We start from the raw sequence: 25839 nt of genomic DNA, 5'->3' as shown, positions 1-25839 counted from the left end.
TTGAGAGTCTTCTCAATACCCGTTATTATTCATTCCATTGAGTTTCGGATTACTTTGTATCTCTTTCAGAGGGATAGGGAAAAGTTCATGTTTACCCTCCATAAAATTCCGGTAAGCCGGATATGGTTTGTTCTCTTTCTGATTGACGGAACTGATCTCACCAAACAGTTTCAGAGCCTTTCCCAACACTCCCCAACGTATCAGATCATATTTGCGTTGTCCTTCAAAAGCCAGTTCAAAGCCACGTTCCCAGTAGAGAGCCGTACGGAACTTTCCTTCCGGTGTAGAGTCGTCAATGAAAGTCAGGTTATGTGTCTTTTTCCGTGCGCTCATCATTTCATCATAATTCGCTTCTGTAATAGAAGTTGCTTCAGCACGTGTACGTACGCTATTCAACAAATCCCATGCTTTTTGTCTATCTGTTCCTGTTTCATTATACGCTTCGGCAGCCATCAATACCACATCAGCATAACGCAAAGGGCAATAGTTCACATCCGCATAATTGATATTCTTGTTCCATGACTCTTTCGGCATCCATTCCCGGCGCCATTTTCCTACATACCAGCTACCTGCACTTCTTTCTTCTTTTACATGCTCTTTTTTAGTACCATTCCAGGTATAACGATAGGTGCAAATCGCCACATCACGGCGTTTATCGCTCGCTTCGAAGAAGTTACGCCATTCGGGAACGACTATAAAGAAACCATTGGCACGTCCCATATACTGACTAGATTCAGATGCAGAAATTCCGGTAGGTTCCGCCACCTGCGGACCGTTATAAATCCCCCATGCTCCACCGTTACGACGTCCTTGTGAATGATAGAAAGCAATCTCCCAAAGACTCTCCTTATTATTCAGTACCCCCTGCGAGTAGCTTTTAAAGAGTGCCTCATAACCACCATCATAAAAATCATGGTACCCTTTCTTTTCAAAAGCCTCCCACTCTTTTATCACTGCATCGAAATATTCCATCCGCTTACTGTCCTCCGGACGTTTCAACTGTCCATTCGATTGAAGGCTATATCCTGCACGTTGCAAATATACACGCATCAGCAATGCACGGGCAGCCCCTTGCGTCACCCGTTCGGGACTGGAAGAAGCAGTTGCCCAATCCAGATTGTTTTTAGCGAAAGTAAGGTCAGATATAATCTCATCATAAATCACTTCCCTGTCCACACGTTCACCAAAAGCAGATTCGTAGGATGATGAATAAGATGTTTTGAAAGGCACATCTCCCCAATATCTCACCAAATCAAATGCGAGGAAAGCACGCAGAAAACGAGCTTCCGCTTCCAATGCTTTCAGACGGGTATTTTCTGCGTATCCTGTCATGCCACAGATTCCGTCAATGGTGAGGTTAGCCCGGTCGATTCCCTCATATTTCAGTTTCCAGATACTTTCAATCCACGTATTCGTGGAGTTTAGCTGATAATGTGCAATATCGTGAACCTGATTGTCAGACTGCGTACGAGCCGTATAATAGGTATCGTCTGATGCAGGAGAAGCCATTTCGTACCAACCATAATGATTAAAGTCCGACAATGAACTATATATTCCCATCACTGCCATTTCCGCTTTATCTTCCGAATCGAAATAGCGGTCCCGGTCATATTTTGAGTTAGGTTCTTCCGTCAGCAAATCCTCACAAGAAGAAAATCCTGTTGCCAATAGGGCGAATACGGCATATAATAGATGTATCTTTTTCATGATTACTATGTATTTAAAGAATTAAAATGCTACGTTGAGACCAAAAATAAAAGAACGGCTAAGCGGATATGCCCCAAAGTCAACACCCGGTGTCAAACCGCTTTTCATCGTAGAGACTTCCGGATCGAAACCTGAATACTTAGTCCAAGTCAAGAGATTATTACCGGTGGCATACAAACGCAAGTTCTTCAATCCTACCCTTGCAATCAGGTTTTTAGGGAATGTATATCCCAAAGTCACATTACTTAGTTTCAAATAGGAAGCATCCTCCACTGCCCATGAATGAATATAATTGTCTCCTTGTTGAGCATCATGATAAGCGGCTACGGTTTTACCAGCATTCAAAGCAGCCAGTTCTCCGGGATCTGTCACTTTCTGTCCATCCGAATTGATGGTCATCCAGCGATTAGAGCTATTCATCACGTCCAATGCGTTGTAGTTCAAGCTACCCACCTTACTGGTAACCAGTTTGGTCGCATTCAGCACTTCGTTGCCATAGCTGAAAGTCAGGAATATACTTAAATCAAATCCTTTGTAAGTAAAAGAGTTGTTCAATCCTCCGTAGAATTTCGGTTGAGCGTTACCAATGACCGTTTTATCATTTTCATCAATCACATTATCGTCTCCGGTCAAGTTCTTAAACTTCCACATACCCGGACGAATCCGGCTTTTATCACCATGATAAGGTATCCCATCTTTCAGGGTATAGGTCTGCGTAGAAGCATCATAATTGAAATCATCTACCTGATACAGCCCTTCGGTGATGTAACCATAGAACTGTCCTAATGGTTCTCCGACAGCAATACGATGAGTGTTTTGGTTAAAGCCGAACCTAGCTTCATAGAGTTGCACCGCCTCACCGGTCAATGCTTTCACGGAATTTTTATTGTGCGACAGCGTCAGTGTAGTGTTCCAACTAAACTTCTTTGTAGAGAAATTCACAGTATTCACAGTCAGTTCCACACCTACATTCTTCGTTTCTCCGGCATTAATCAACATACTCTGATAACCGGAAGAATAAGGCAACTGGGCGTTAAGCAGCAAGTTACTACTCCTATTTATATAGAATTCGGGTGAAATGGTAATACGTTGATTCAGAAATCCTAAATCGACCCCCATATTAAAAGTCTTGTTCGCTTCCCACTTCAGATCGGGATTCGGTATCTGCTTGGAAGCATAACCGGGAGTAAGCTGATCTCCCATAGCTGTGATGATGGAAGACATCAAAGCAAGGCTGTTATAACTACCGATTCTGTTGTTACCCGCCAAACCGTATCCGATACGGAATTTCAAGTCGGAGAAAACATTCAGTTTCTTTATAAAATCCTCTTCACCCACACGCCATGCTGCTGATACGGCAGGAAAATATCCCCATTTATTATTCTTACCGAATTTAGAAGAGCCATCCGCACGGAAAGTTGCGGAAAACAAATACTTATCGGTAAAGTCATAGTTGAGACGAGCGAAGAAAGAGAGCAGATTATCATCATAGTTTTCATCGGACGAAGCAACGGATGGAGTACCCAGACTCATATCTCCCAAAATGAACTCATCGGTAGGCAACCCACTGACACCGGATTCGAGCACACGAGTCCAGCGTTTTACAAATTCCTGTCCCAATTGTACTACCACTTTATGCTTCTTCTGAAAACGTTTATCATAAGTCAAGACGTTAGAGGTCTGAAAACTTCCGGTCTCCGTATTCCTGATAGAGCCGTAAATACCGCTGCGTCTTCCCATAATAGATTGGTCGCCATAGAAAAGCTCCCGGCGGTAAAGCTGATAACGCATACCCGTATTGTTGCGGAAAGTCAATCCTTTGATGATTTTGAAAGTCAGTCCGCCATTGGCTTGCAAAGTACGTGTTTCCTTATTATCTTTTTCTTCAGCGGCGGCAATCAACGGATTCTGCATCACGTTTCCGTCTGCATCGCTTAATACAGGGTCTTCTCCTGCCAACAAATCCGAGTCATTACCACGTATACCAATGGTAGGACGGTATTGCAAAATCTGAACCATTTTATTAAACTTTGCATCTACATTGCTTCCGCCTTCATTCGTACCATTTCCGGCAACACCTGCTCCATACACTTTCAGATAATCGAAGTTGATACGTCCTGTAACGGAGAGCCGCTTATTCACTTCGCTTTTCACGCTAAGCGCAATGTTATGTTTGTCGCTGCCGCTATATACCATCGCACCTTCATCCTTGAAGTAACCATAAGACATATTGTAGTTCAACTTATCATTGCCACCGTTGACGCCTACCCGGTAATTTTGCGTAACGGTAGTGCGTCCCATCGTACGGTCCAGCCAGTCGATACCTTTACGATTGCCATAGTTCTCATGAAGATCGACAAAACCACCGTAACGATTCTGCCATGACCGCATACTTTCCTCGGGATCAGTAGCATCTCCTAATGTTCTTTCATAATCCGCCAACACAAATTCCTCCACACTTAATACATCTAACCGCTTGGCAAGCGTACGCACACCGACATAAGAATCGAAAGTAAGAGTCGCTTTCCCTTCACTTTTCGCACCGCTTTTGGTGGTGATTACCACTACGCCATTCGCTCCCCGGGCGCCGTAGATGGCTGTTGCCGAAGCATCTTTCAACACGTCGATACTTTCAATATCGGCAGGATCAAGGCTGGACATGCCATCTTCCGTCGGAAATCCGTCGATAATATAAAGCGGTTCGTTGCTTTGCGTAATTGATATACCGCCACGAACACGCACTGACATCGTAGCACCGGGCTGACCGTCTGTTTGTATAATCTGCACACCCGCCATACGTCCCGCTAAAGCTTGGGTTACATCAGACGAAGGAACTTTGAGCAAATCGTCGCTTCTCACAGAAGCCACAGAACCGGTCAGGTCTTTACGCTTTACTGTTGCATAACCGATAGCTACCACCTCATCCAACAATACCGACGCTGCTTTCATGGTCACATCAATCTGTTTTCTTCCTTTCACGGGTACTTCCATATTTTCCAATCCGATAAAAGAGAAAACCAAGACATCTTTCTGCGGATCACTAACGGTAATGGTGTATTTACCATTGATATCAGTAATGGTACCCGTGTTTTGTTTTCCTTTCACGGTTACATTTCCTCCAATCACTTCCAAGCCTTCGTTGTCCACCACCTTACCGGTAACGGTCAAACTCTGGGCATAAATGCCGGATACACCGACAAGAAGCAACAAAATGCAAATAATTCTACTTTTCATCATATTCTGTTTGTTATTTATATTCACTATGTTTCATTGTTTATCATTGATTTACTACCCGGGTAGATATAGGACTCCGGTCGGTCATTTCTACCACCTGATAAGCCCCGTCTATCTCGTCGTAAAGCAACGAGGAACCCGTATATTGTCGAGAGTAAAAATTGCCATTCAACGCAGGATTGTCTGTTCCATAACTAAATACTGCTTGTTCGGTGCGATGACTCACTGTCAGTTCCGGTGCCTTGGAAGCATCCAAAACCGCTTTGATCGTCCAGTCGCCTACGTTAAAGGTATCACCGTCACGGTTAATAATAGAAACAGCCTCATCTCCTACCTGAATAATAGCCAGGAAACGGGTGGCAGAACAACCGTCAACCCGTGCAGTCAAATGCCACTGGTTGGGATACTCCGCTCCGGTGATGGCGGGCGGCACTACAAAACGGTCCGTTTGGGACAGCGTAAAAACATGTCCTCCAAAAAGCTGCGTCACAGCCATCCATCCTTTGGTCTTATTATCTGTAGACAACGTTTTCTTTACCGTATCGATCTTAAATTCCGTAGGACTATGCAACAGCCACTCCCAGCGGACAGCCTCTGACGCTTCCAGTTCATCATACACAATCACCGTATGAGGATGAAGCATCAACACATGTCGGCGGTATTTAGTCAACGGAGTGGCACCGAATCCATTTTCAGGCGTCTGCTCAATACCTGCCTGCTTGAAGTAGCCAACCCACATCGGGTCATTGCTGATACCTCTGTAAGCATGTGAAGCATCTCCCAAACAGTAACTGATATGCTGTCCGCCCATAGCACGCATCACACTGCCATAACCTTCGGTAGAATAAGGTTGCCCGATGCCGTTTACCAACAGAGAATTATGTGCCCGCGTATGGCGATAGGACATCAGATTATGAGCATCGCTGAAATTCTGATAATAGCCCGTACTGCGATACACATCGACACCTTTATACAACAGGTTAAAAGCATTCTGACTGGCAGTAGTGTGACTGCCGGACCCGAATGTACTGGAACGGAACGAGAGCGCAAGATCCTTTCCCGCATCTTCCGGAGCACTGTGCATGGCTACTTCACCAGCGTCTTTATACCATACCATTTTATCAGCCCCGGCAGGAAAAGTTGTATTGTAATCCTGATCGGTACACATCCGGTAAAGACGCAATTCATAATCTCGACGCAACAGGTCCCGACACTCTCCGGCATACCATCCGGCATAGGAATTACCCGTTTCACATGCCAGATAGTCAGCAAAGGCGGCAATCAGACGGTTGGGTTCACTCCCCTTTTCACTACTGTCACCAAAGCCGTTGCTTTTCGATCCCGGCGGGCAAGTATAAACCAACGAACGTCCGGCATTCTGATACCACGGATGTGATAGAAAATCGTACCGACTGATGAATGAAAGAAGAGACGGCATATACGCCAAAGTCAAGATATTGGCACTGAAATAACCGGTACCATTGTGCCATATACCGTCGCGATTGAAACCGGAAGCAGGAGCACGGGCTGTCCACAATTCATAATAATACTCCATCATGGGCAGCACTTCGAAAGAATAGGCCGGTTTGTCGTAAAGCGACAAAGCCACTTGAAAGAGGACACGCATATTCTGCTGCCAAAAATGATTATCAAAGAGATGGTTTTCCTGAAAACCGCAATTTACCTTGTAATAGTAACGCGCCACACGCATCATCAGTTCTTCGGCAGCAGTACGATCGGAAGCAGACAAATTATTATAAAGCAGATCGTAGGCTGCAACAAGACACCATGCGATGTTGCTGGCAGTAAAGTTAGATGCAAAAAGTTGTCCGTCAGCAGGGGGAGCGACAATCAACGCTTCGAGAAGCTGACGTAACTTTTCGGCATAAATTTCTTTTTGGGTTAGATGATAGGCCTGATAAAGATAAGTGGCATGTTGCCGGAGTTCTTCTGCACGGCTATATAAATCAGTCATTCCGGTGTATTCTGCTTTCAATGCCTGAGAAGCACGACTTTGTAGTTCTGCATATTCAGGGTGTGAAGTGACACGGTTACGAGCTTCCCCGATACGTTCGTCCCAAAAACAGTAAATACGGGGATGCTGGCGGGGAGCATTGGCTAAGAATGTTTGAAAAGGAGGTGTTATGAATTTCGGTGTATCATTCTTTACTTCAAAACGATAGGTAGAGCTCCATTCACCGGGCGTAGTTCCATTAAGATTAGTGGAACGAAAGCGCCAATACCATGTGCCGACCTCCAAACGACGATGAAGATTATACATACACCATTCCTGCGGTTCGGAAAGTAGCGTTTCGGAACTGCTGAAATCTTCAGTACGTGAAAGGGAAAATTGTAGTCTTTCGCCCGTCTTCATGGCTTGAGGAACAATAAGAGAAGCAGGATTCAAATACAATTCATTATCTGCTTTGGGATAAGGTTGCGTTCGTATTTTATCCTGATAGGCATCGGGAATTCCGGCAGGCGTCTCTGGCTGCGTACCGTCCGGTTCGGGCAGCGAGTCAGATGTACAGTTACAGAACAGCTGTACCATGAACAAAAGAAAAACCGATAGGCGAAATGTGGTGTGCATATTATTTTCTTTTCTTGGTATAAGATTAGAGGGCTATTTTCAAAAGTTTCAATGTAAGAAGAAGGTAAAGCGGGACGGGGGGATCCCACTTTCCTTGAATTTCTATTGAGTAAGGTCGAATATTCAATGACTATTTAAAGATTGTAATCATTGGGCGGCAAAGAGCTTTCTGCGAACTACCAGTAACTTTCAGACTACTTGCTTTTGCATCCAGCACCTGCTTAGTTGTTTTATCCACATTAATGATTACACCGGAAATATCTTTACTTCCATTAACCGTACAAGAGGCATAATATACGGACTCAATAGGATCCCGATCAAACATTACACCATTTTCAAATGCAAATTCCGGCATTTCTCTGAAAGCTTGTCCACCAGTGGGCTCTACCTCTCCTATTTTAAATAACATTCCCACGAATTCACCCAATTGATCCACTGTAGGAATATACCATGAACTCAAACTTTCACCATCAAGCGGATGTTCATTCACCCAGCTATTATAAGTTGTCATAAATGCAACTTCTCCAATACCTGTAAGTAAAGCCTCTGTAGCCTGTGTTCCATTAGTTACAGTTGCATCTGTTGTAACTAAAGAGCTCATTGCGGCATTATTAAGAACCTGACGACCAGTCGCTACATTCTCAATCGCTACCGCATATCCGACAATTGTCTTGCTCTGAAGTGCTACAGGATAATTAGCTGGCACATCATCACCAATAGCCTCCATCTTGAAAACAATACCGACAGCATCCGCTGCATCACGTACCACTTTACCTTCTGCATTGATATAACTACCAACTTTCATTTCCAATGCTTCATAATCCGGATCCACTCCTACTTCAATGTCAAAGTTTCCATCTCCGATTTCAAATTTAGCCATAATCTGCATATTAGCATCCAAAGGTAATGTATTTGCCGGTATTTTAATCTCTTTACTATATCCGCCACTCAATGCCATGGTTATTTCTTCTGTAAATTTACCTACATTTGAAGGAGCAAAAAAGAAATTAGCGAACCAATTGCCATCCGCAGAAGCAAAACTTGCATTTGTATAAGTCACAGGAGTCGTAGCAGTACATTTACCCTCTAAAATATCATATCCACTCAAAGCGTTGTATGTTATTTCCAGTTTATTAGCTGCCGCAGCTACTTCCGGATTCTTCGGTTTTACGCTCACATTAGCAAACGGGCGCTTCAATGTCACACTGGCATTGCCAATCGTTTCCAATTTTCCGCAGAAAGCGTCGCTGGCTGCCATCAACGCATCATTTGTCAGATCGAATGATACAGTATTATATCCTACTGCTCTCAAATCAGCAGTGTTATATACTTTATTAGCAGCACCACTTTCCGGTACGTATTCAGCCCAAAACAATGCTTTCGACACTTCTTTTTGTTCATCTACGGAAATGGTGAAAGATACCTTACCATCCGTAATCGGTTTAGTTACCTGATCGCCTATCTTATTGCCATCAGCATTCAGTAATTGCATGATACATTGCATCGTATAACCGTCAGGAATGGTAACCGCACGGCTAAAGACGTTATTTACAGGAGCCTGTACAGAGATAGTAACAGGAGCATTGATTTCTGTTCCGTTGTCCGAAACGATTTCTTCTTGTCCACAGGATGCGAAAAGCACTACGAACAAAGCCATTAGCGAATAAAATAAGTTCTTTTTCATGATCTTAATTGTTTTATGGTTAAGCAATTCTTAATTGATTTGTCTATTTTATAATTCTCCAAGGTCTACTTCCAGATCACCGTCATAATCGGGGTCGATCCCTATTCCTCCATTGGCATCGGAAGTCAGGAAGTTACCGCGTACCGTTGTGTTTTTGCCCCGTTCACAAGGAATACGGAAAGCAGTACGTGCCAGCACTTCATTCTTCTCATTCAAGATTTCGAGCTCTACAGGGATGGAAACGGTTTCTCCGGCATCGGTCAACACATAGTCGAATCCCAGTTTCAGTTCTTTCGTACCATCGGCAGGGCGTTCAAAGGCCACTTTATATTCCATGTACATGAGCGAGTTCTTGGGTACATCGTCCCACAAATTGTAGCCGGTAGGCAAATAATCACTGTACTTCACACGAGCGGTAAAACTTTCACCTTTCAGTCCGCCTGTGGACAGTTTATTGAGAAACGTTGCCACATCTTTAGCCACCAGTTCATAGCGTGCGACGGGGCGATACAGTTCAACGTCAAGACTTGTTTCAGCTCCCCAATGATTGCGGAAAGAAGTCAGGTCTGCCATAGCAGAAGCAGCAAAAACATCTTTATAGCGGCTATTCCCTATATACTTTCCGGCAGGAAGGATAAAAGCCAGATTCTTGGCATCGTAAACAAGTCCCTGTTCCGGTGTCTCCGCATTCACATAATCGGCCCACACCAGGATGCGGTAATTACGGGCGTGCAGCTTCATACTAACAGACAGACTGGCACGGTTAAAATCCTCTTCATATACCGTTTGCCGTGCCGCCACCTGTCTATCCAGATAGGCTTCTACGATGAAACGACGCAGATAGTTGGTTTCCGACGCACGGGTGATGGTCACCGGTGCTCTTTCTGCCAAACTTAGATTCATTGCCAGATTAAGGTTGAGTGTTACAGCTGTCGGGTCCACTCCCAGTTCTCCTTCGGGAGTCATTTCCGGTTCTTCGTGCAGGCTGCATCCATTCACCAGCAAGGTGATGAACAACAAGAAAGTGCACTGTGCCAGTATATATAAATTTCTTCTCATATTGTTATCTTATTTATATGTATGTTCCTATCTAAGGTTAGAAGCGGTAGACTAACGATGCTCCCACACGGGTTATCCCCCAGTAATGACGGACACGCGTATCCAGCTGTGCGCCGTTGTCTACATTATAATAGGTGTTATACTTCATGTTGGCATATCCCACTCCCAGATTAAATTCCGCTCCCCAGTGTCTGGAAAGAGGGAGTTTGTAACCGTAGCTTATTCCGGCTCCCAACAGCGGACGATCAGTATCTTGATAACGGTCATCGTTCCACTTCACGTTAAACCATGCCACGTGGGCGTGCAGTCCGACAAAGTGTCCCCGTCCTGTTTCATTTCCTATCCACCAGCGGGCTTCAGGTTGCAATGCTACCGTACGCACGCCGTGCTTATCCCCCAAGTCCCACAAACTGCAAGTCAACGGCAACTCTACCGTGATCTTTTTATGCACCTGCATTTCCACGGCAAGGTTCAGCAAAGCACAAGCATCATATATTACATTCGTTTTCAATGCCAGATAGCGTTGACCATCAAAGGCAGCCGCTTTCTTTCCTGCATTCTCTTTGCCGGATTGGCGTTTATCCTCCTCCTTTTTTGAAGAAGTCGCAACTGCTGTTTCCTGTTTTTTCCCGCCGGGCTTGTAAACCGTAGTTTCCTCCGGAGCTGCCGAAGTCTGTACACGGGGTTTACCGGGAGTCTGTGCCGACAAGACGGTTATGCCCGATAATGCAGCCAACAGACATATAGTTCTCATATTAAAAGTAGAGTGTCTCATATATTCGTATCTTTCATGTTCATTGATCAGATTTCCAGTTCGGGCACTGTATCCCTCATTACCGTTTCGTACCCATCCTCATTGATGACAGTAGCTTCACCTTTATAAGTGATATTCACCTTCTCTTGAGTGCTGCGGATAAAGAATGAAGGAGCACCGTCGGATTTCAGGTTAACACTGATCAGCCATCCGCCCACTTTGATACGTCCGTCGGACAAGATTTCGGGATCTTTGGCAGGATATTTCAGTGCATGTGTATTGATGACAGTGGCAAAACGATATACTTGTGCCTTTTCCGATGTAGCGGTGAAATGCCAGTGATTAGGATACTTCTTGAACACCCCTTTGTCATCAGCACGTAGCCAGTTGACTGCCGGATAGAAAAAACGGCTCGTCGTATCTGTCTGCAATGTTCCGGTGGAGAAAAGATAAGCGTCTGATGCTCCTCCGCGGTTCGTGGCTTGAATATGCACGAAGCGATGATTCGATTGATCCACTGTCATGGGATTTTCTGTGGTATGCAGCAAATAACTCCAGTTTACAGGTTCGTCTGCCACGAGTTCGTCATAGATAAAGATGAGTCCAGTCTTTCCCAAATTGACAATGTGACGGCGGAACGTTTTCACATGATTCTCATCCCAGCCATTTTCGGGCGTATAATGCACCTCCGACTGTTCGCCGCGTGTCAGCCAAAGCGGTGAAATCACTTTTCCGTAAGCATTGGAAGCATCGCCTAGCACATAACCAATCTTCTCGCTGGCATAATAACGGGGAATCCATCCATATCCTTCCGTACCGATACGTTGTCCCATACCGTTCACCAGAATTGTATTGTGAGCACGCGTGGCACGGTGGCACAACATACTATGTACGTCGGTAAACTCAATATGGTGTCCGCTACTGTAAAATAATGGTTTTCCACCATAGAACGTATTGAAAGCATTCTGATTGGCAAGTGCATGAGAGGTAGAACCATAAGGGCTTGACCGGAAACTCCACATCGCATTTCCACCTACTCTGTCCCAGTTCGTCTGGAAAGAGGCAAGTCCTGTTGCGGGGAAGACGTATCCTGCAGGGAGTGCTGTCAATCCTTCACCTTCCGGCAGAGGTTTATCACATTGCAGGCGGAACCAGGCAAGATCACCGGGCTTACTCAATAAGGCTTTCTTCATATAATCCGGTTCCACTTTCAATGTGCGGCGTACGAAATCAGCGGCATAAGTGTTTCCGGTAAGGCGTGCCAGCGCATCCAAATAGCCTATACGGATGCTGTTGGGACGTGCCACATTCTGATGTGAACTTCCGTTTCCTCCGGATTTGGAAAAAGGAGGTTGCTGGAAGATGGTATACATGATATTTCCCTGATACCAAGGATCGGAAAAGAAGTCGTAACCAGTCAGTTTGCTATAATAGTAAGGCACTTCGACTAATGTACGGGTGTTGACCGTAAAGTAAGAATCGCCATTGTGCCAGCCACCGTCTTTGTTCAATCCGGGGAAACGTGCCAACCAGACGTTATAACAGTAATCCACCCATGTATCGGCTTCGGGCAGATCGCCATATACACTGAATGCCGCCATTGTAAGAATGCGAAGTGTCATCTGCCACACATGATTGTCGGCGATGTGGTTCTCCATCCGGTTATTAAAGTTCTCATACATTTCACCACCTTTATTTTTGATGGCTTCCAGCAATGCTTTCTTTTGTGATGTATTCAACCGGTCGTAAAAAGAATCATAAGCCATAGAGCAGAGAGACAATAAGCTAGAAGCATTAAAATCTCCTTTCACATTCTTATCTTTATCCCAGTCGGCCATGATAAATACCCGTTTGATGGCTTCGTCAGCATATTTAGTATCCTGCGTCAGCAACCAGGCCCGTATCAATGCTTCGGTATTTCCCTCTTCCGCATCGATGATGCGACGGCTTTCACGAGTGAGGTATGAATTTATCTGCATCTCGTTCTTCAGATTCTTCACCTGCGAGACATTAATATCTTTCACTGATTTCATTGGAGTCTGAAGTACCTGATCTGCACGTTCAAGATACCATTGCCTTTCTGCCTTTTGTTTGCTGTGATTTATAAAGTCCTTCCATTCGTTCTTCATGATCCACACACGCGGATGGTCGGCAGGTAGTTTTGCCAACACTGTTTTCAATGAAGGCGGACAGAATTTGCCCGAACGATCTTCTACGGTGACTTGCTGTGTGCTTCCCCAAGTCACTTGTCCGTTTTCTACATAACCGAACTGCCAGTACCATACCCCCGGCGCAAGCGGTTGTTCCGGATTATAGAACGGCCAACGAGTTTCCACCTGAACAACTCCGGACTTCAATCCGGCATCCTGCGAATAACGTAACCGATAGGTAATCTTCGTTTTATCTACCTTCTTTACTTTGTGTTCGAATCCATCCAACGGACTGTCCTGCGAGTTCATGTCCGAACGGAGCGGCCATTGAAAAGAAACCGCACGATCATTTACCACCGCTTTATCAAGAGGATAAGGAGTGGCACGCATTTCATGCATCAACGTTGTTTCCGTCAACTTGATGACTGCTTGTTTTTGCGCATGTGTCATCTGTGCAGCCACAGACAAGATTACGAATGAAATCAATAATACTTTTTTCATGATATCAAATGATTGGTTTTTCTGTAGGCAAATGTAGATAAACTGTCCGAAACGGAACTTTCAATTCATTTCTTCCTTCTCTGATACTGTCTAACAGGACTTTGTTTTCGTTCATTTCAACTTAAAATTCGTCCAAAACAAGCGTTACAGGAAGCTACAAAGAGGGTAAAAGGGTAAAATAGCCCCCAAAACGGAATGACTGGAATTGATAGAAAGATGAAGGTTATTAGTTCTTGTTTAGGTTTTCACCACAGAGGACGCGGAGGACACAGAGGTGAATTTGGTTTATGACTTACGGTGGTGACCCTAATTTTGATGCGTAATCCTTCCTCTATAAAGTTGAAAAAACATAAAAACATCTGCCACCTGCAACCAAACGCGTGTAATGCGCTAGCTGATAAGCAGTTGGAGCGTGGCAGATACTGTTGCAGATAGGTTGCAGATCAAAGTATCTGCAACACAGTATAAGCCTTGCATAAGCCAATTCTCCAGGAGGGCAAAAGTTTATTGTATGCATTAACTTCCCGTTTCCAGGCGGGGAACTGTCGTTTCCGGCATTAGAAATTACAGTTTCCACGGCAGGAAACGAGAGTTTCTAAGGCGGGACACTACAGTTTCTACGTAAGGATACTGTCGTTTCCCCGTAGAGACACCACAAATTATCCATAGAGTCACCCCAATTATCCCATAGCTTTGCATAAAGGAATCAAGGCTTTTTCTTTGATTATATAACGCGTTGCAGATACTTTATCTGCAACCTATCTGCCACAGTATCTGCCACGTTCCAACTATTTATTAACTAGTGTATTACACGCGTTTGGTTGCAGGTGGCAGATTTTTTTATGTTTTTCAACTTTATAGTAGACAAAAAACTCTCATTCATTTCTGCACCCGCATGAACAAGATTCACCTCTGTTTCCTCCGCGTCCTCTGTGGTGAACAAATGCATAACCGCAAAACAATTACTTTGTATGCTGCTTCACATACTCCGATGGCAGACAACCGACATACTTCTTGAAACTGGTAGAGAAGTAAGAAGAAGATCCGAACCCTACCATTCCGCTAATCTCCGAAATGGAGTAGCGCCCTTCAAGCAACAATTTACACGCTTTATTAAAACGGATGCGCCGGATAAAGTTGGCAGGCGGTTCACCGGATATGGAATTCATCTTGAGATACAGTGATGAACGGCTCATACAAAGCTGGCTTGCCAACTCATCAGAGGTGAAGTCTTCATTACTGATATTTTCTTCTACCACCTGAATAGCTTTGCTCATGAATTCTTCATCCAGATTATTCGAAGTCATTTTAGCAGTATCTATATCAATCGTATTCGAATAATAGTGTTTCAACCGCTGGCGTGATTTCAGTTGATTAGCGATTTTTCCTTTCAATAAATGAATCGAGAACGGTTTGGCAATGTAATCATCCGCCCCAGCCTGAATGCCTTCCGTCTGTGCATCGACACTTCCTTTGGCAGACAACAGCAGGACGGGAATATGGCAGGTTTGCAGATTTCGTTTAATAAGCTGGCAAAGTTTGATACCGTCAATACCCGGCATCATCACGTCGGAAAGGACAATATCCACACGATGCTCTTTCATAATAGCCAATGCTTCTTCGCCGTTTCCGGCGGTCAGCGTCACATAGTTCTGCCGGAAATTATCTTTCAGGTAATCCACCATCTCTTTATTGTCATCTACCAACAAGATAGTAGGACGCTCTTCCTCACTGCCGGCTTCTATCTGATCACCGTCCGATAGTTCTTCTGCAACTATAGCCGACGCATCACCAGAGAAATATTCATCAGCCACCGGAAGCTCCCGGAGAGAAGCAGATGTTTCGACTTCATGTGCCGGCAATTCACGCTCTTTCTCCGTGAAGGCAGCCATATCAGCAGGTAGCGTGACTTTAAATTCGGTATATTGAGCAGGTTCGCTTGCTACCGTAATAGTGCCGTGATGCTTTTCTACCAGCATCTTCACCAATGACAGCCCGATACCCGTCCCTTTTCGCTGACCGTCTACCTGATAGAAACGTTCGAAAATGTGGGTTAGCTGTTCCGGAGACATACCGATTCCGCTATCTCTTACCGTGAAGCCATAGGTATCTCCCTCTGTCCATAAGGAAAGCGAAATACTTCCACCGTCCGGTGTAAACTTAAAGGCGTTAGACAACAGGTTCATCAAGATAGTCTCTACATACGTCCGGTCCGCCGGAAACAATCGTCCTTCCAGATCGGATTTTATATGAAAGCTGATAGCACGCTTCTGCGCATTTTCTTTAAACAGGGCAAAAGCATCTTGCAACAGTTCTTCTACATCCACCTGCGCAACATGAATAGGCATTGCACCTGCTTCGGCTTTACGGAAATCCAGCAACTGGTTGACAATGTGCAACAACTTACGACCGTTCTTATAAACGTAATCCAGCTTCTGCTGTACCGGAGTTCCTTTCAGATTGCTCTGCCCCAAGAGTTCCTCCAACGGAGCCAGTATCAGACTCAACGGAGTACGCAACTCATGAGACATATTCATGTAAAAACGTACTTTCTCCTGACTGATTTCTTCTATCTTGTTTCGTTCTATCTGTTCGATCCGGACTTGCATCTTCATTTTGGCACGGGCAATAAAAAAATAGATCACAAAGACGAGAAGCCCTACAGAAAAGAAGATGAAAAGTGTCTTTGCCCACCAGGTCTGATACCACATCGGAATGATATGCACAAAAAATTCAGTGGTCGCCTCGCTCCACTTTCCATTGTTGTTACATGCCTTCACCTTGAATACATACTCACCGGGCGGGAGATTGGAATAACTTGCCCGTGCAAAGGAAACATGACGGGAGTAGTTCCACTCGGTTTCAAAGCCTTCCAATTTGTAAACGAACTGGTTCCGTTTGCCAGCCAAATAGTTGATAACGGCAAACCGGATATTAAAAAGTTTCTGATCGGAAGGGAACGACATACCCAGCATCCGCCCTTGCTCGTCCTGATAATAACGTACCCGTTCACTTTTCATATCCGTAATCACCTGATTTAAGACAACGGCTCCTGTCACTACCGCATCCGGGGAATATGGATTATCACCCAATTCGTATGGCTTGAAATAGGCAACGCCCCCAAGAGACCCCAGAAAGAATGTACCATCGTGCGCTTTGCAAGCTCCGAAATAGTTAAACTGATCGTGAGGCAATCCGTCCTGCTTCGTATAGTTGAGGAAAGTACCCTCCTCCGTATTGAAGCAAGCCAGTCCCTTGTTAGTTGTCAACCATAAACGCCCCCGTTCATCTTCCAGTATATTATAAATAAAATCGTTTGGCAAACCGTCTTTCATCGTATAGTGTTTCCAGGCAGTCGGTGCTCCTTCCTTATAGCAATATAATCCTGTGGAAGAACCGATCCAGATTTCATGACGGCTATCCTCCTGTACACAGAAAGCCTGTATCAACCCATGCAGATAAGCCGAAGAGGAAAGATGCAGTTCTTCCAGTTTCCCGCCGGCATACAAAAACAAGCTCTCTTCCGTACCAATCCAGATTCTTCCTTTTGAATCGCGAAACAAGGTATATATCAATACATTCTCCAACTTTTTATGCTTTTTAGCCAACGGATGCTGTGAAAGTTCGCCGGTCTGTTTGTCGAAAAGGTAAAGCCCGCTCATGCCGCCTACCCAAAGCGTTCCATCCGTTCCGTCCAATAAGGAATAACAACTGTTAGTCAGGGAAGTAGAATGGGGAAAGGAATATGTTTCTATCCTGCCACTCCGGTGATACAGACGACTCATTCCCCCTCCATGAGTGCCGATATAGACACTTCCATCCTTGTCCGTCCATATACATTTTATATTGTCCGACTTTAAAGCATTGGTGGAAGTACCCGTCCGGTAATATGAAAAGACTCCGGTTTTCCGGTTATAATAATTTAATCCGCCGTCGTTCGTGCCAATCCAGAGATTGCCATTATCCGGGTCTTCGGCAATACAGCTCACCGTGTTATCACTTAACGAATTCCTCCAGGCGGAATGTTGCAAGCGCCCGAATGACGGAGCGAGAGGATGATAATAATTAAGCCCGCCATAAAATGTACCGATCCACATTCCCCCTTGATTATCTTTCAAGATAGAGCGGATGGAATTATGCCCCAAGGTAGTCGGATCTTCAGGAGAAAAACGGCAGATACGGAAAGTTCCCGTCTCCGGTTCAAGGATAAGCAAACCTTCCATGGTTCCTATCCAAACCCTTCCTTTATCATCTCCGGACAATGTCCTGACCGAGTTCGTAAGGAAATAAGCAGGAGTATTTTGCTTGTTATAATGATGTTTTATTTGAAAGTTGTTATCCACACAATACACCCCGTTTGTCAATGAAGCCAGCCAACAGTTGCCGGTTTTGTCGTCATAGAGCATATCGGAGATGGTTTCTCCTTTCAACTGGAGAAGAAGCCGGGTCACGTTTTCGTTGCGTACATAATAGAAATAAACACCTTCCGAAGTACCCAACAGGAAACCGTCATTCATCCGGCAAACAGAATAGATCGTTTTTCCGGCAAGTTCCGGCTGCACTTTCATCCGCCCGGTCTTTTTATCAAAAACCAGCAGACCGATATTGGTAGCAAGCAAAAGCCGGTCGCCTTCCTCCGGTTCTCCGATAGCCAATACTTGCATCGGCTGATTGTCCGGTGACGAATAATTGGTAAAATTATTCCCTACTATATTATAACGGGATAAACCGACCTGTGTGCCTACCCATACCGTACCTTTCGAATCGGTATGAAGTGAATAGACATGATTGTTTGCCAGACTGGTCGTATCATCCGGCGCTTTATAATACGAAACGAAACGGGAACCTTCATACCAGTTCAACCCGTCTATGGTGCCTACCCAAAGCTTATTATTATGATCTTGTGTCAGAGCGAGCACAGTATTTTGCGACAACCCGTCATCCACGGATAATCGCTTAAAATGGATGAAGCTGTCGGCGGCCGATACAGCCAAAGGAAAAAATAAAATGCAAACGGTTAATCCGAATAGGTATCTAAATAGCAAATGTCGGTCTTTCATGAGCTAATATTGAAGAATTTATCGTAAAGATAAGTATTTTCAATTCAATCTGATAAATGAATCCCGTTTTTTAACTCATATAAAGGACCGGCATCGGCTCAAAACAGGACAACTGCGCCAAAGTCCGACAGTTATAAATTCATATTTTAGATGCGGTTGCCCTGAACTTTAAATTTTTTACGGTTTCTCTTCAAGTTAGTAAGACGGATTTTCTGATTTTTCTTTCAGATCTTTATAACGTTTCAAGGCTTCCAGATAATAATAATCAGCATAATTGAGCGGAGTATCAATTTCACTGTCGTGCGGGAAACTGCCAACCGAATGTAACAGGATGAAGCCATGATTTTCTCCTTCCTTGGCCAAATAATCATCAGAGGATAACTGTTTCAGGATATGCTCCGCATAACGGAAATATTCTTCCCCTTGTTTCTTGTCGCCATAACCACTCAACTCCAGCAATGCAGAAGCTGTTACGGCAGCTGCAGAAGCATCCCGCGGTTCATTCGGAATATTGGGAGCATCATAATCCCAATAAGGTACATAGTCATTTTCGGACGGACGGTGATCGATAATGAACCGCGCTATTTTATGAGCGGCATCCAGATAGCTCTGTTGCTTGGTGAAGCGATAACACATGGTATAACCATACACTCCCCAAGCCTGTCCACGCGCCCAAGCGGAAGAATCGGCATATCCCTGAAAAGTTCCTTTCGACTCTACCTCACCGCTATCTGCCAGATAGCTCACCACATGGTAGGAGGTCATGTCCTCCCGAAAGTGATTCTTCAACGTTTTGTCGGCATGAGAGATGGCTATTTCACGATATTTCGGATTATTGGTTTGCTCCGAAGCCCAGAAGAGCATTTCAAGATTCATCATATTATCAATAATCACCGGATAGCTCCACTCACCGAAATCCCACGAACGAATCAGTCCGACTTCCGGACGAAAACGGGAGCACAAGCTTTCAGAAGAATGAATCAAAATCAAACTGTCCGTTGGCTCCGGTTTCAAACGGATGCCCTGCCCATAACTGCAAAACATCATAAAGCCCAAATCATGATTACCCGTATAATATTGCATATCCTGCAGACGGTCCGTATATTTACGCGCCTCTTTTGCGAGAGCCTCATCACCAGTCAACTCGTATGCCAGCCACATGGAACCGGGATAGAAACCACTCGTCCAATCTGTGGGGTGCTCCAGTCTGTACTTTCCTTCTTTAATAGAACGGGGAAAACAGGCGGTATCCGGTTCATTCTTCAATTGTTCTGCCATATAGAGCAACTGATGTCCCGATGTTTTCACTGCATGGTCAAACCATGCCATCTCATTTCCTTTTGAAGCATCGCAAGCAGTCAGGAGCGCCATACTCCCTACCGCCAGTAAAAGTTTGTTTTTCATTGTTCCACTTTATTTTGTTACTGTATTCTATTACTGGCAACAAAGTTAGAGCAAGTCGCGGACAGCCCCTTTGCAAATCTATTTTTTCATTTTTGTTTCTATTTCTACGGACTTTGATTTTGTCCAAAAGTGCTTTGTTTTTATCTTTTATAGAAAAACAGGCACGGATTTTACCAAATAAGCTGTTGTCAGGCATAACCAAACAACTATGCAGCCTTTTGCAAAATCCGTGCCTCCACCAAAAAGTACGCGCTCTTCTATCTCACAATATCTTCCGGAAATTTAGCCGGCATCTCCACCCTCTTCCAGGTTTCATAATACCAGGTGTTCAACTCATTTCCATTCAAATCATTCTTGATAAAATATTTCAGATGGAGATAATCATTGTCTTTAATCTCAAACTCCAAAATATTGTCCTGATTATCCAGCATCGGGAGATGAATGTTCTTCTCGATACTTTCCTTATAAGAATCGTCCGTGAGTTGTTTATAAGTACCATATCCAGTAATAATCGCATCCGCACCGGGAATAATGGTAAAGTTAACAATTTGTCCGTCATCACTCAATACTTTAAATGTATTACTGGGTTTCAACGCTCCCGGAACATCGGGAGACTCGGATACATAATGGCAGAGCTGCCAAATACCTTTCAAATCGGCCGCTTTGAATTTGGTTTTCTTCTGGGCCGTCGCACCTGTTACCGCTAACAACATTATTGAAAGCATGGTAAAGAAATAGAGCTTTTTCATTGTTGTATTATTTTAGTTAACACTCTCGAATGCGTATTTCCAAATATAAAGATTTATTTTGAGAATACAGCAATTCAGAGCATAAAAAAACTCGCATAACCTGAAGATTATGCGAGTTTTACATAAATATACCGAAATATTAGAAATCAGCATTTCTTGGTGTACGCGGGAACGGTATCACGTCACGGATATTCGCCATACCTGTTACAAACAATAACAGACGTTCGAACCCTAATCCGAAACCGGAGTGAGGACAAGTACCGAACTTACGGGTATCCAGATACCACCACATATCCTTCATCGGGATGTGCATTTCTTCAATACGGGTCATCAGCTTGTTATAGTCGGCTTCACGTTCGGAACCACCGATAATTTCACCAATTTTCGGGAAAAGAACGTCCATGGCACGTACTGTCTTACCGTCTTCGTTCTGCTTCATATAGAAGGCCTTGATTTCCTTCGGATAGTCAGTCAGAATCACCGGACGTTTGAAGTGTTCTTCCACTAAGAAACGTTCGTGTTCGGAAGCCAGGTCCACGCCCCAGTAAACCGGGAATTCGAACTTATGTCCTTTCGCAACAGCTTCTTCAAGAATCTTGATACCGTCTGTATAAGGCAAACGTACGAAATCATCTTTCAATACACCTTGCAGACGTTCAATCAAGCCTTTGTCGAACATATCGTTCAGGAACTTCACATCATCCGCACAGTTATCCAACGCCCATTTCACACAATATTTGATGAACTCTTCTGCCAAGTCCATGTTGTCTGTAATGTCGTTGAAAGCCACTTCCGGCTCAATCATCCAGAACTCTGCCAAGTGGCGGGGAGTGTTGGAGTTTTCGGCACGGAACGTAGGACCGAATGTGTAGATAGCTCCCAAAGCAGTAGCCGCCAACTCACCTTCCAGCTGACCGGAAACAGTCAGACTTGCCTGCTTACCGAAGAAATCATCTTCATAAGAGATAGAACCTCTCTCGTCTTTCTTCAAGTCATACAGGTTCATGGTAGTCACTTGGAACATCTGTCCGGCACCTTCACAATCGGAAGCCGTAATGATCGGCGTATGGAAATAGAAGAAGCCCTTTTCATGGAAGAACTTGTGAATAGCAATCGCCATGTTGTGACGGATGCGGAACACAGCACCGAATGTATTGGTACGCGGACGCAAGTGAGCAATCTCGCGCAAGAATTCCATAGAGTGGCCTTTCTTCTGTAATGGATATGTATTATCGCAAGTACCCAGCACTTCGATTTCACGAGCCTGTACTTCCACTTTCTGTCCGGAACCCACTGATTCTACCATTTCTCCGTTCACGCTGATACAAGCGCCGGTAGTAATCAATTTCAGCATCTCTTCATCGAAATTAGCCAAATCTACTACGATCTGCAAATTATTTATTGTAGAACCGTCATTCAGTGCGATAAAGTTTACTTGTTTGCTACCTCTACGGGTGCGAACCCATCCTTTCACATTGACCATAGCGCCAATGTCTGTGCGCTTCAACAGGTCAACAATTTTTGTTCTACCAATCTTTTCCATTTAACTTTTTCTTTTTAGATACAAGAAGACGAGGTTTCAAATGCAGGATGAATTCTTTCCTGCTTTCTTTCCCCGTCCTCTGTCAAGTTGTTATTTATTGACTTATTACTCAAACGAACCCATGCGGAGGTAGTTTACTTCTGCTTCCGACAGGTAACGCCAGTCTCCGCGACGCAGACCTTTTTTGGTCAGTCCGGCGAAGAACACACGGTCGAGTTTTACTACTTTATAACCCAGTGATTCGAAAATACGACGAACAATACGGTTCTTACCGGAGTGAATTTCGATACCTACCTGGTCTTTCTTGAAATCATCTGTATAGCTGATCGCATCTGCATGGATTTCGCCATCTTCCAACTGGATACCAGCTGCAATCTGCTCCATATCTGCTTTAGTCAGGTTCTTGTCCAGATGAACATGATAAATTTTCTTCTTCAGGAATTTCGGGTGTGTCAGCTTGGAAGCCAGATCACCGTCATTCGTCAGTAACAGTACACCAGTCGTGTTACGGTCCAGACGTCCTACCGGATAAATACGTTCGTTGCAAGCGCCTTTCACCAAATCCATTACTGTACGGCGTTCCTGCGGATCGTCCGATGTAGTAACGGTATCTTTCGGTTTATTCAGCAATACGTATACCTTGCGTTCGATGCTTACCGGTTCGTCGTGGAACTTAACCACATCCGAACGTTTGATCTTCGTACCCAATTCCGTTACCACTTCACCGTTTACAGAAACCACACCTGCTGTGATAAATTCATCAGCCTCACGACGGGAGCAAACACCTGCGTTAGCCAGGAACTTATTCAGACGAATCGGTTCATTCGGATCAACGAACTGTTCCTTGTACTCGATCTGTTTCTTTACGCTATACTTAGCGTTCGGATCATAATCGCCGGTACGCGGACGAGGACGATATCCTCCTTGACGGTCGTTATTATATCTCGGACGATAACCTCCACCGCCGTTGTTGCTGCGATAGCCGCCACCTTCGCCGTTATTGAAACGGGGACGATACGGACGGTCACCACCTTCACGGTTGTAAGAAGGACGTTGAGGACGGTCGCCACCTTCGCCGTTATTAAAGCGGGGACGGTAAGGACGGTCGCCACCTTCACGGTTGTAAGAAGGACGTTGAGGACGGTCGCCATAAGACGGACGCTCACCACCTTCGCCGCTATTGAAGCGGGGACGGTAAGGACGGTCACCACCTTCACGGTTGTAAGAAGGACGTTGAGGACGGTCATAAGAACCACCTTCGCGGTTGTAAGGACGTTGCGGGCGTTCACCTCCTTCATTATTGTTATTGAAGCGAGGACGATACGGACGATCTCCACCTTCACGATTGTAAGAAGGACGTTGGGGACGGTCGCCATAAGAGCGGTCACCGTACGAACGCTGCGGGCGTTCGCCTCCTTCATTGTTGGCATTAAATCGCGGGCGATACGGACGATCCCCGCCTTCACGGTTGTAAGAAGGGCGATACGGACGTTCTCCACCTTCTCTGTTGTAAGACCTGTTACCATCACGGCCGGCACCTGTATTCTCTTCATTGAAAGAATTTTCGCGCCATTCTTCGTTTTCTGTGCTCATTTTTTTATTCGAATAAAATTAGACTTTGGCCTCACGGCCTATTTAAAAAACACGTTTATTATATAAGTAAACAATTAAAGCCCCGTATATGTATGGGGAGTGATTGCTCTTAACTCTTTTTTAATATCTTCGCTTACATTCAATTCTTCGATAAACTCTTTAATAGAACTTTCTGTAATAGCTTGGTTGGTGCGGGTTAACGCTTTCAAAGCTTCATACGGATGCGGATAAGCCTCACGGCGCAGGATGGTCTGAATAGCTTCTGCCACTACACTCCAACAATTATCCAAATCACGATAAATAGCCGGTTCGTTCAATAACAGTTTGCGCAATCCCTTCAAAGAGCTCTGGATGGCAATCACGATATGACCGAAAGGTACACCGACATTACGCAACACTGTTGAGTCTGTCAAGTCACGCTGCAAACGGGAAACAGGAAGCTTCACAGCCAAATGTTCCAGAATAGACGTTGCTATGCCCAGGTTACCTTCTGCATTTTCAAAGTCAATCGGATTCACTTTATGCGGCATAGCGCTCGAGCCCACTTCTCCGGCTTTGATCTTCTGCTTGAAGTACTCCATAGAGATGTACTGCCAGAAGTCACGATTCATATCCACCATGATGGTATTGATACGCTTCATAGCATCAAAAACAGCAGAGAGGTTATCATAGTTCGAAATCTGCGTTGTATATTCTTCGCGTTCCAGTCCCAGTTTTTCTGCAACAAACCGATTGCCGAATTGTTTCCAGTCATATTGAGGATAAGCCACGTGATGCGCATTGTAGTTTCCGGTAGCACCGCCAAACTTAGCGGTAAGCGGACATGCTTTCAACATAGCCAACTGACGTTCGAGACGGTAAACAAATACCATCACTTCTTTACCCAGACGGGTAGGAGAAGCCGGCTGACCGTGAGTTTTGGCAAGCATCGGAATGTTAGCCCATTCTGTCGCATAGGTGTTCAACTGTGCAATCAGCTCTTCAATCAACGGGTAATAAACCTGCTCCAATGCCTCTTTGATAGAAAGAGGAACAGACGTATTGTTAATATCCTGAGAAGTCAGTCCGAAGTGGATAAACTCTTTATAGTCATCCATTCCGCCCATCTTGTCAAACTCTTCTTTCAGGAAGTATTCTACGGCTTTCACATCGTGGTTAGTTACACTTTCGATATCTTTAATGCGTTGTGCGTCTGCTTCGGAGAAGTTACGGTAGATATTCCGTAAAGTTTCAAACACGCTACTATCGATTCCTTTCAATTGCGGCAAAGGAAGTTCGCACAAGGTGATAAAATACTCCACCTCTACCTGTACACGGTATTTAATCAGTGCAAATTCAGAGAAATAAGCTGCCAAAGCTTTAGTTTTGCCTCTATATCGACCATCAATCGGGGATATGGCCGTTAATACATCAAGTTCCATACGTTTTCTTAGATAATTATCAGACTGCAAAATTAACTCTTTTTCCTGAGTTATAAGATAAAAGGAGAAAGAAAGTTTGTATAAAAGAGGTAAGAAATAAAAAAAGTCTCACGAATTTCTTCGTAAGACTTCCTTTTTGGTGTGGGCGTTGACGGATTCGAACCGCCGACCCTCTGCTTGTAAGGCAGATGCTCTGAACCAGCTGAGCTAAACGCCCTTGTTAATGAGCCGGAAGTGTTTCGTTTTTTGTGTGGGCGTTGACGGATTCGAACCGCCGACCCTCTGCTTGTAAGGCAGATGCTCTGAACCAGCTGAGCTAAACGCCCGTACACTTCCGTTTCAAAAGCGATGCAAAGGTACGGCATTTTTTGAATTCTGCAAACATTTCAT

The 25839-nt window shown here is 44.6% G+C and carries 13 protein-coding genes and 2 tRNA genes; all 15 read right to left on the bottom strand.

Features of this window, described 5'->3' with window-relative positions; genetic code table 11:
• Positions 1 to 12 precede the first annotated feature (12 nt).
• The gene (locus BSAG_RS10605; protein ID WP_004314715.1) at positions 13 to 1707 is read right to left on the bottom strand and encodes a RagB/SusD family nutrient uptake outer membrane protein; all 1695 of its coding nucleotides are present in this window, start codon (positions 1705 to 1707) and stop codon (positions 13 to 15) included.
• 21 nt (positions 1708 to 1728) lie between these two features.
• The gene (locus tag BSAG_RS10610) at positions 1729 to 4944 is read right to left on the bottom strand and encodes a SusC/RagA family TonB-linked outer membrane protein (RefSeq protein WP_008997568.1); all 3216 of its coding nucleotides are present in this window, start codon (positions 4942 to 4944) and stop codon (positions 1729 to 1731) included.
• A 40-nt stretch (positions 4945 to 4984) separates the two neighbouring features.
• Positions 4985 to 7531, bottom strand: coding sequence for a DUF4962 domain-containing protein (locus BSAG_RS10615; RefSeq protein ID WP_008771058.1), 2547 nt, complete (start codon positions 7529 to 7531; stop codon positions 4985 to 4987).
• Between the two features lie 130 nt (positions 7532 to 7661).
• Complete coding sequence (locus BSAG_RS10620; RefSeq protein ID WP_004314711.1) at positions 7662 to 9215, bottom strand: hypothetical protein; 1554 nt, start codon at positions 9213 to 9215, stop codon at positions 7662 to 7664.
• A 48-nt stretch (positions 9216 to 9263) separates the two neighbouring features.
• A complete protein-coding gene (locus tag BSAG_RS10625) occupies positions 9264 to 10274 on the bottom strand; it encodes a DUF6562 domain-containing protein (RefSeq protein ID WP_004314710.1) in 1011 nt (336 codons plus the stop codon).
• A gap of 37 nt (positions 10275 to 10311) precedes the next feature.
• A complete protein-coding gene (locus BSAG_RS10630; protein WP_004308646.1) occupies positions 10312 to 11049 on the bottom strand; it encodes a DUF3575 domain-containing protein in 738 nt (245 codons plus the stop codon).
• Positions 11050 to 11075: 26 nt separating this feature from the next.
• A complete protein-coding gene (locus BSAG_RS10635) occupies positions 11076 to 13679 on the bottom strand; it encodes a DUF4962 domain-containing protein (protein WP_004314707.1) in 2604 nt (867 codons plus the stop codon).
• Between the two features lie 962 nt (positions 13680 to 14641).
• Complete coding sequence (locus BSAG_RS10640) at positions 14642 to 18739, bottom strand: hybrid sensor histidine kinase/response regulator transcription factor (RefSeq protein ID WP_008016505.1); 4098 nt, start codon at positions 18737 to 18739, stop codon at positions 14642 to 14644.
• Positions 18740 to 18934: 195 nt separating this feature from the next.
• The gene (locus tag BSAG_RS10645; protein ID WP_004314704.1) at positions 18935 to 20143 is read right to left on the bottom strand and encodes a glycoside hydrolase family 88 protein; all 1209 of its coding nucleotides are present in this window, start codon (positions 20141 to 20143) and stop codon (positions 18935 to 18937) included.
• A 257-nt stretch (positions 20144 to 20400) separates the two neighbouring features.
• Positions 20401 to 20892 (bottom strand): DUF4488 domain-containing protein, encoded by a 492-nt coding sequence (locus BSAG_RS10650; RefSeq protein ID WP_004305582.1) that lies wholly within the window; start codon positions 20890 to 20892, stop codon positions 20401 to 20403.
• A gap of 139 nt (positions 20893 to 21031) precedes the next feature.
• The gene (asnS, locus tag BSAG_RS10655; protein ID WP_004297192.1) at positions 21032 to 22435 is read right to left on the bottom strand and encodes an asparagine--tRNA ligase; all 1404 of its coding nucleotides are present in this window, start codon (positions 22433 to 22435) and stop codon (positions 21032 to 21034) included.
• Between the two features lie 105 nt (positions 22436 to 22540).
• The gene (locus tag BSAG_RS10660) at positions 22541 to 24028 is read right to left on the bottom strand and encodes a pseudouridine synthase (RefSeq protein ID WP_008641865.1); all 1488 of its coding nucleotides are present in this window, start codon (positions 24026 to 24028) and stop codon (positions 22541 to 22543) included.
• 74 nt (positions 24029 to 24102) lie between these two features.
• On the bottom strand, positions 24103 to 25449 hold the full coding sequence (gene purB, locus BSAG_RS10665) for an adenylosuccinate lyase (RefSeq protein ID WP_004314375.1): 1347 nt from the start codon (positions 25447 to 25449) through the stop codon (positions 24103 to 24105).
• Between the two features lie 142 nt (positions 25450 to 25591).
• Positions 25592 to 25666 (bottom strand) — tRNA-Val (locus BSAG_RS10670).
• A 34-nt stretch (positions 25667 to 25700) separates the two neighbouring features.
• A tRNA-Val gene (locus BSAG_RS10675) sits at positions 25701 to 25775 on the bottom strand.
• Positions 25776 to 25839 lie beyond the last annotated feature (64 nt).

The organism is Bacteroides sp. D1 (assembly GCF_000157095.2).
Taxonomy (GTDB): domain Bacteria; phylum Bacteroidota; class Bacteroidia; order Bacteroidales; family Bacteroidaceae; genus Bacteroides; species Bacteroides xylanisolvens.
Note: the sequence above shows the minus strand (reverse complement) of the source record. Positions and strands in the feature narration are given on the sequence as shown.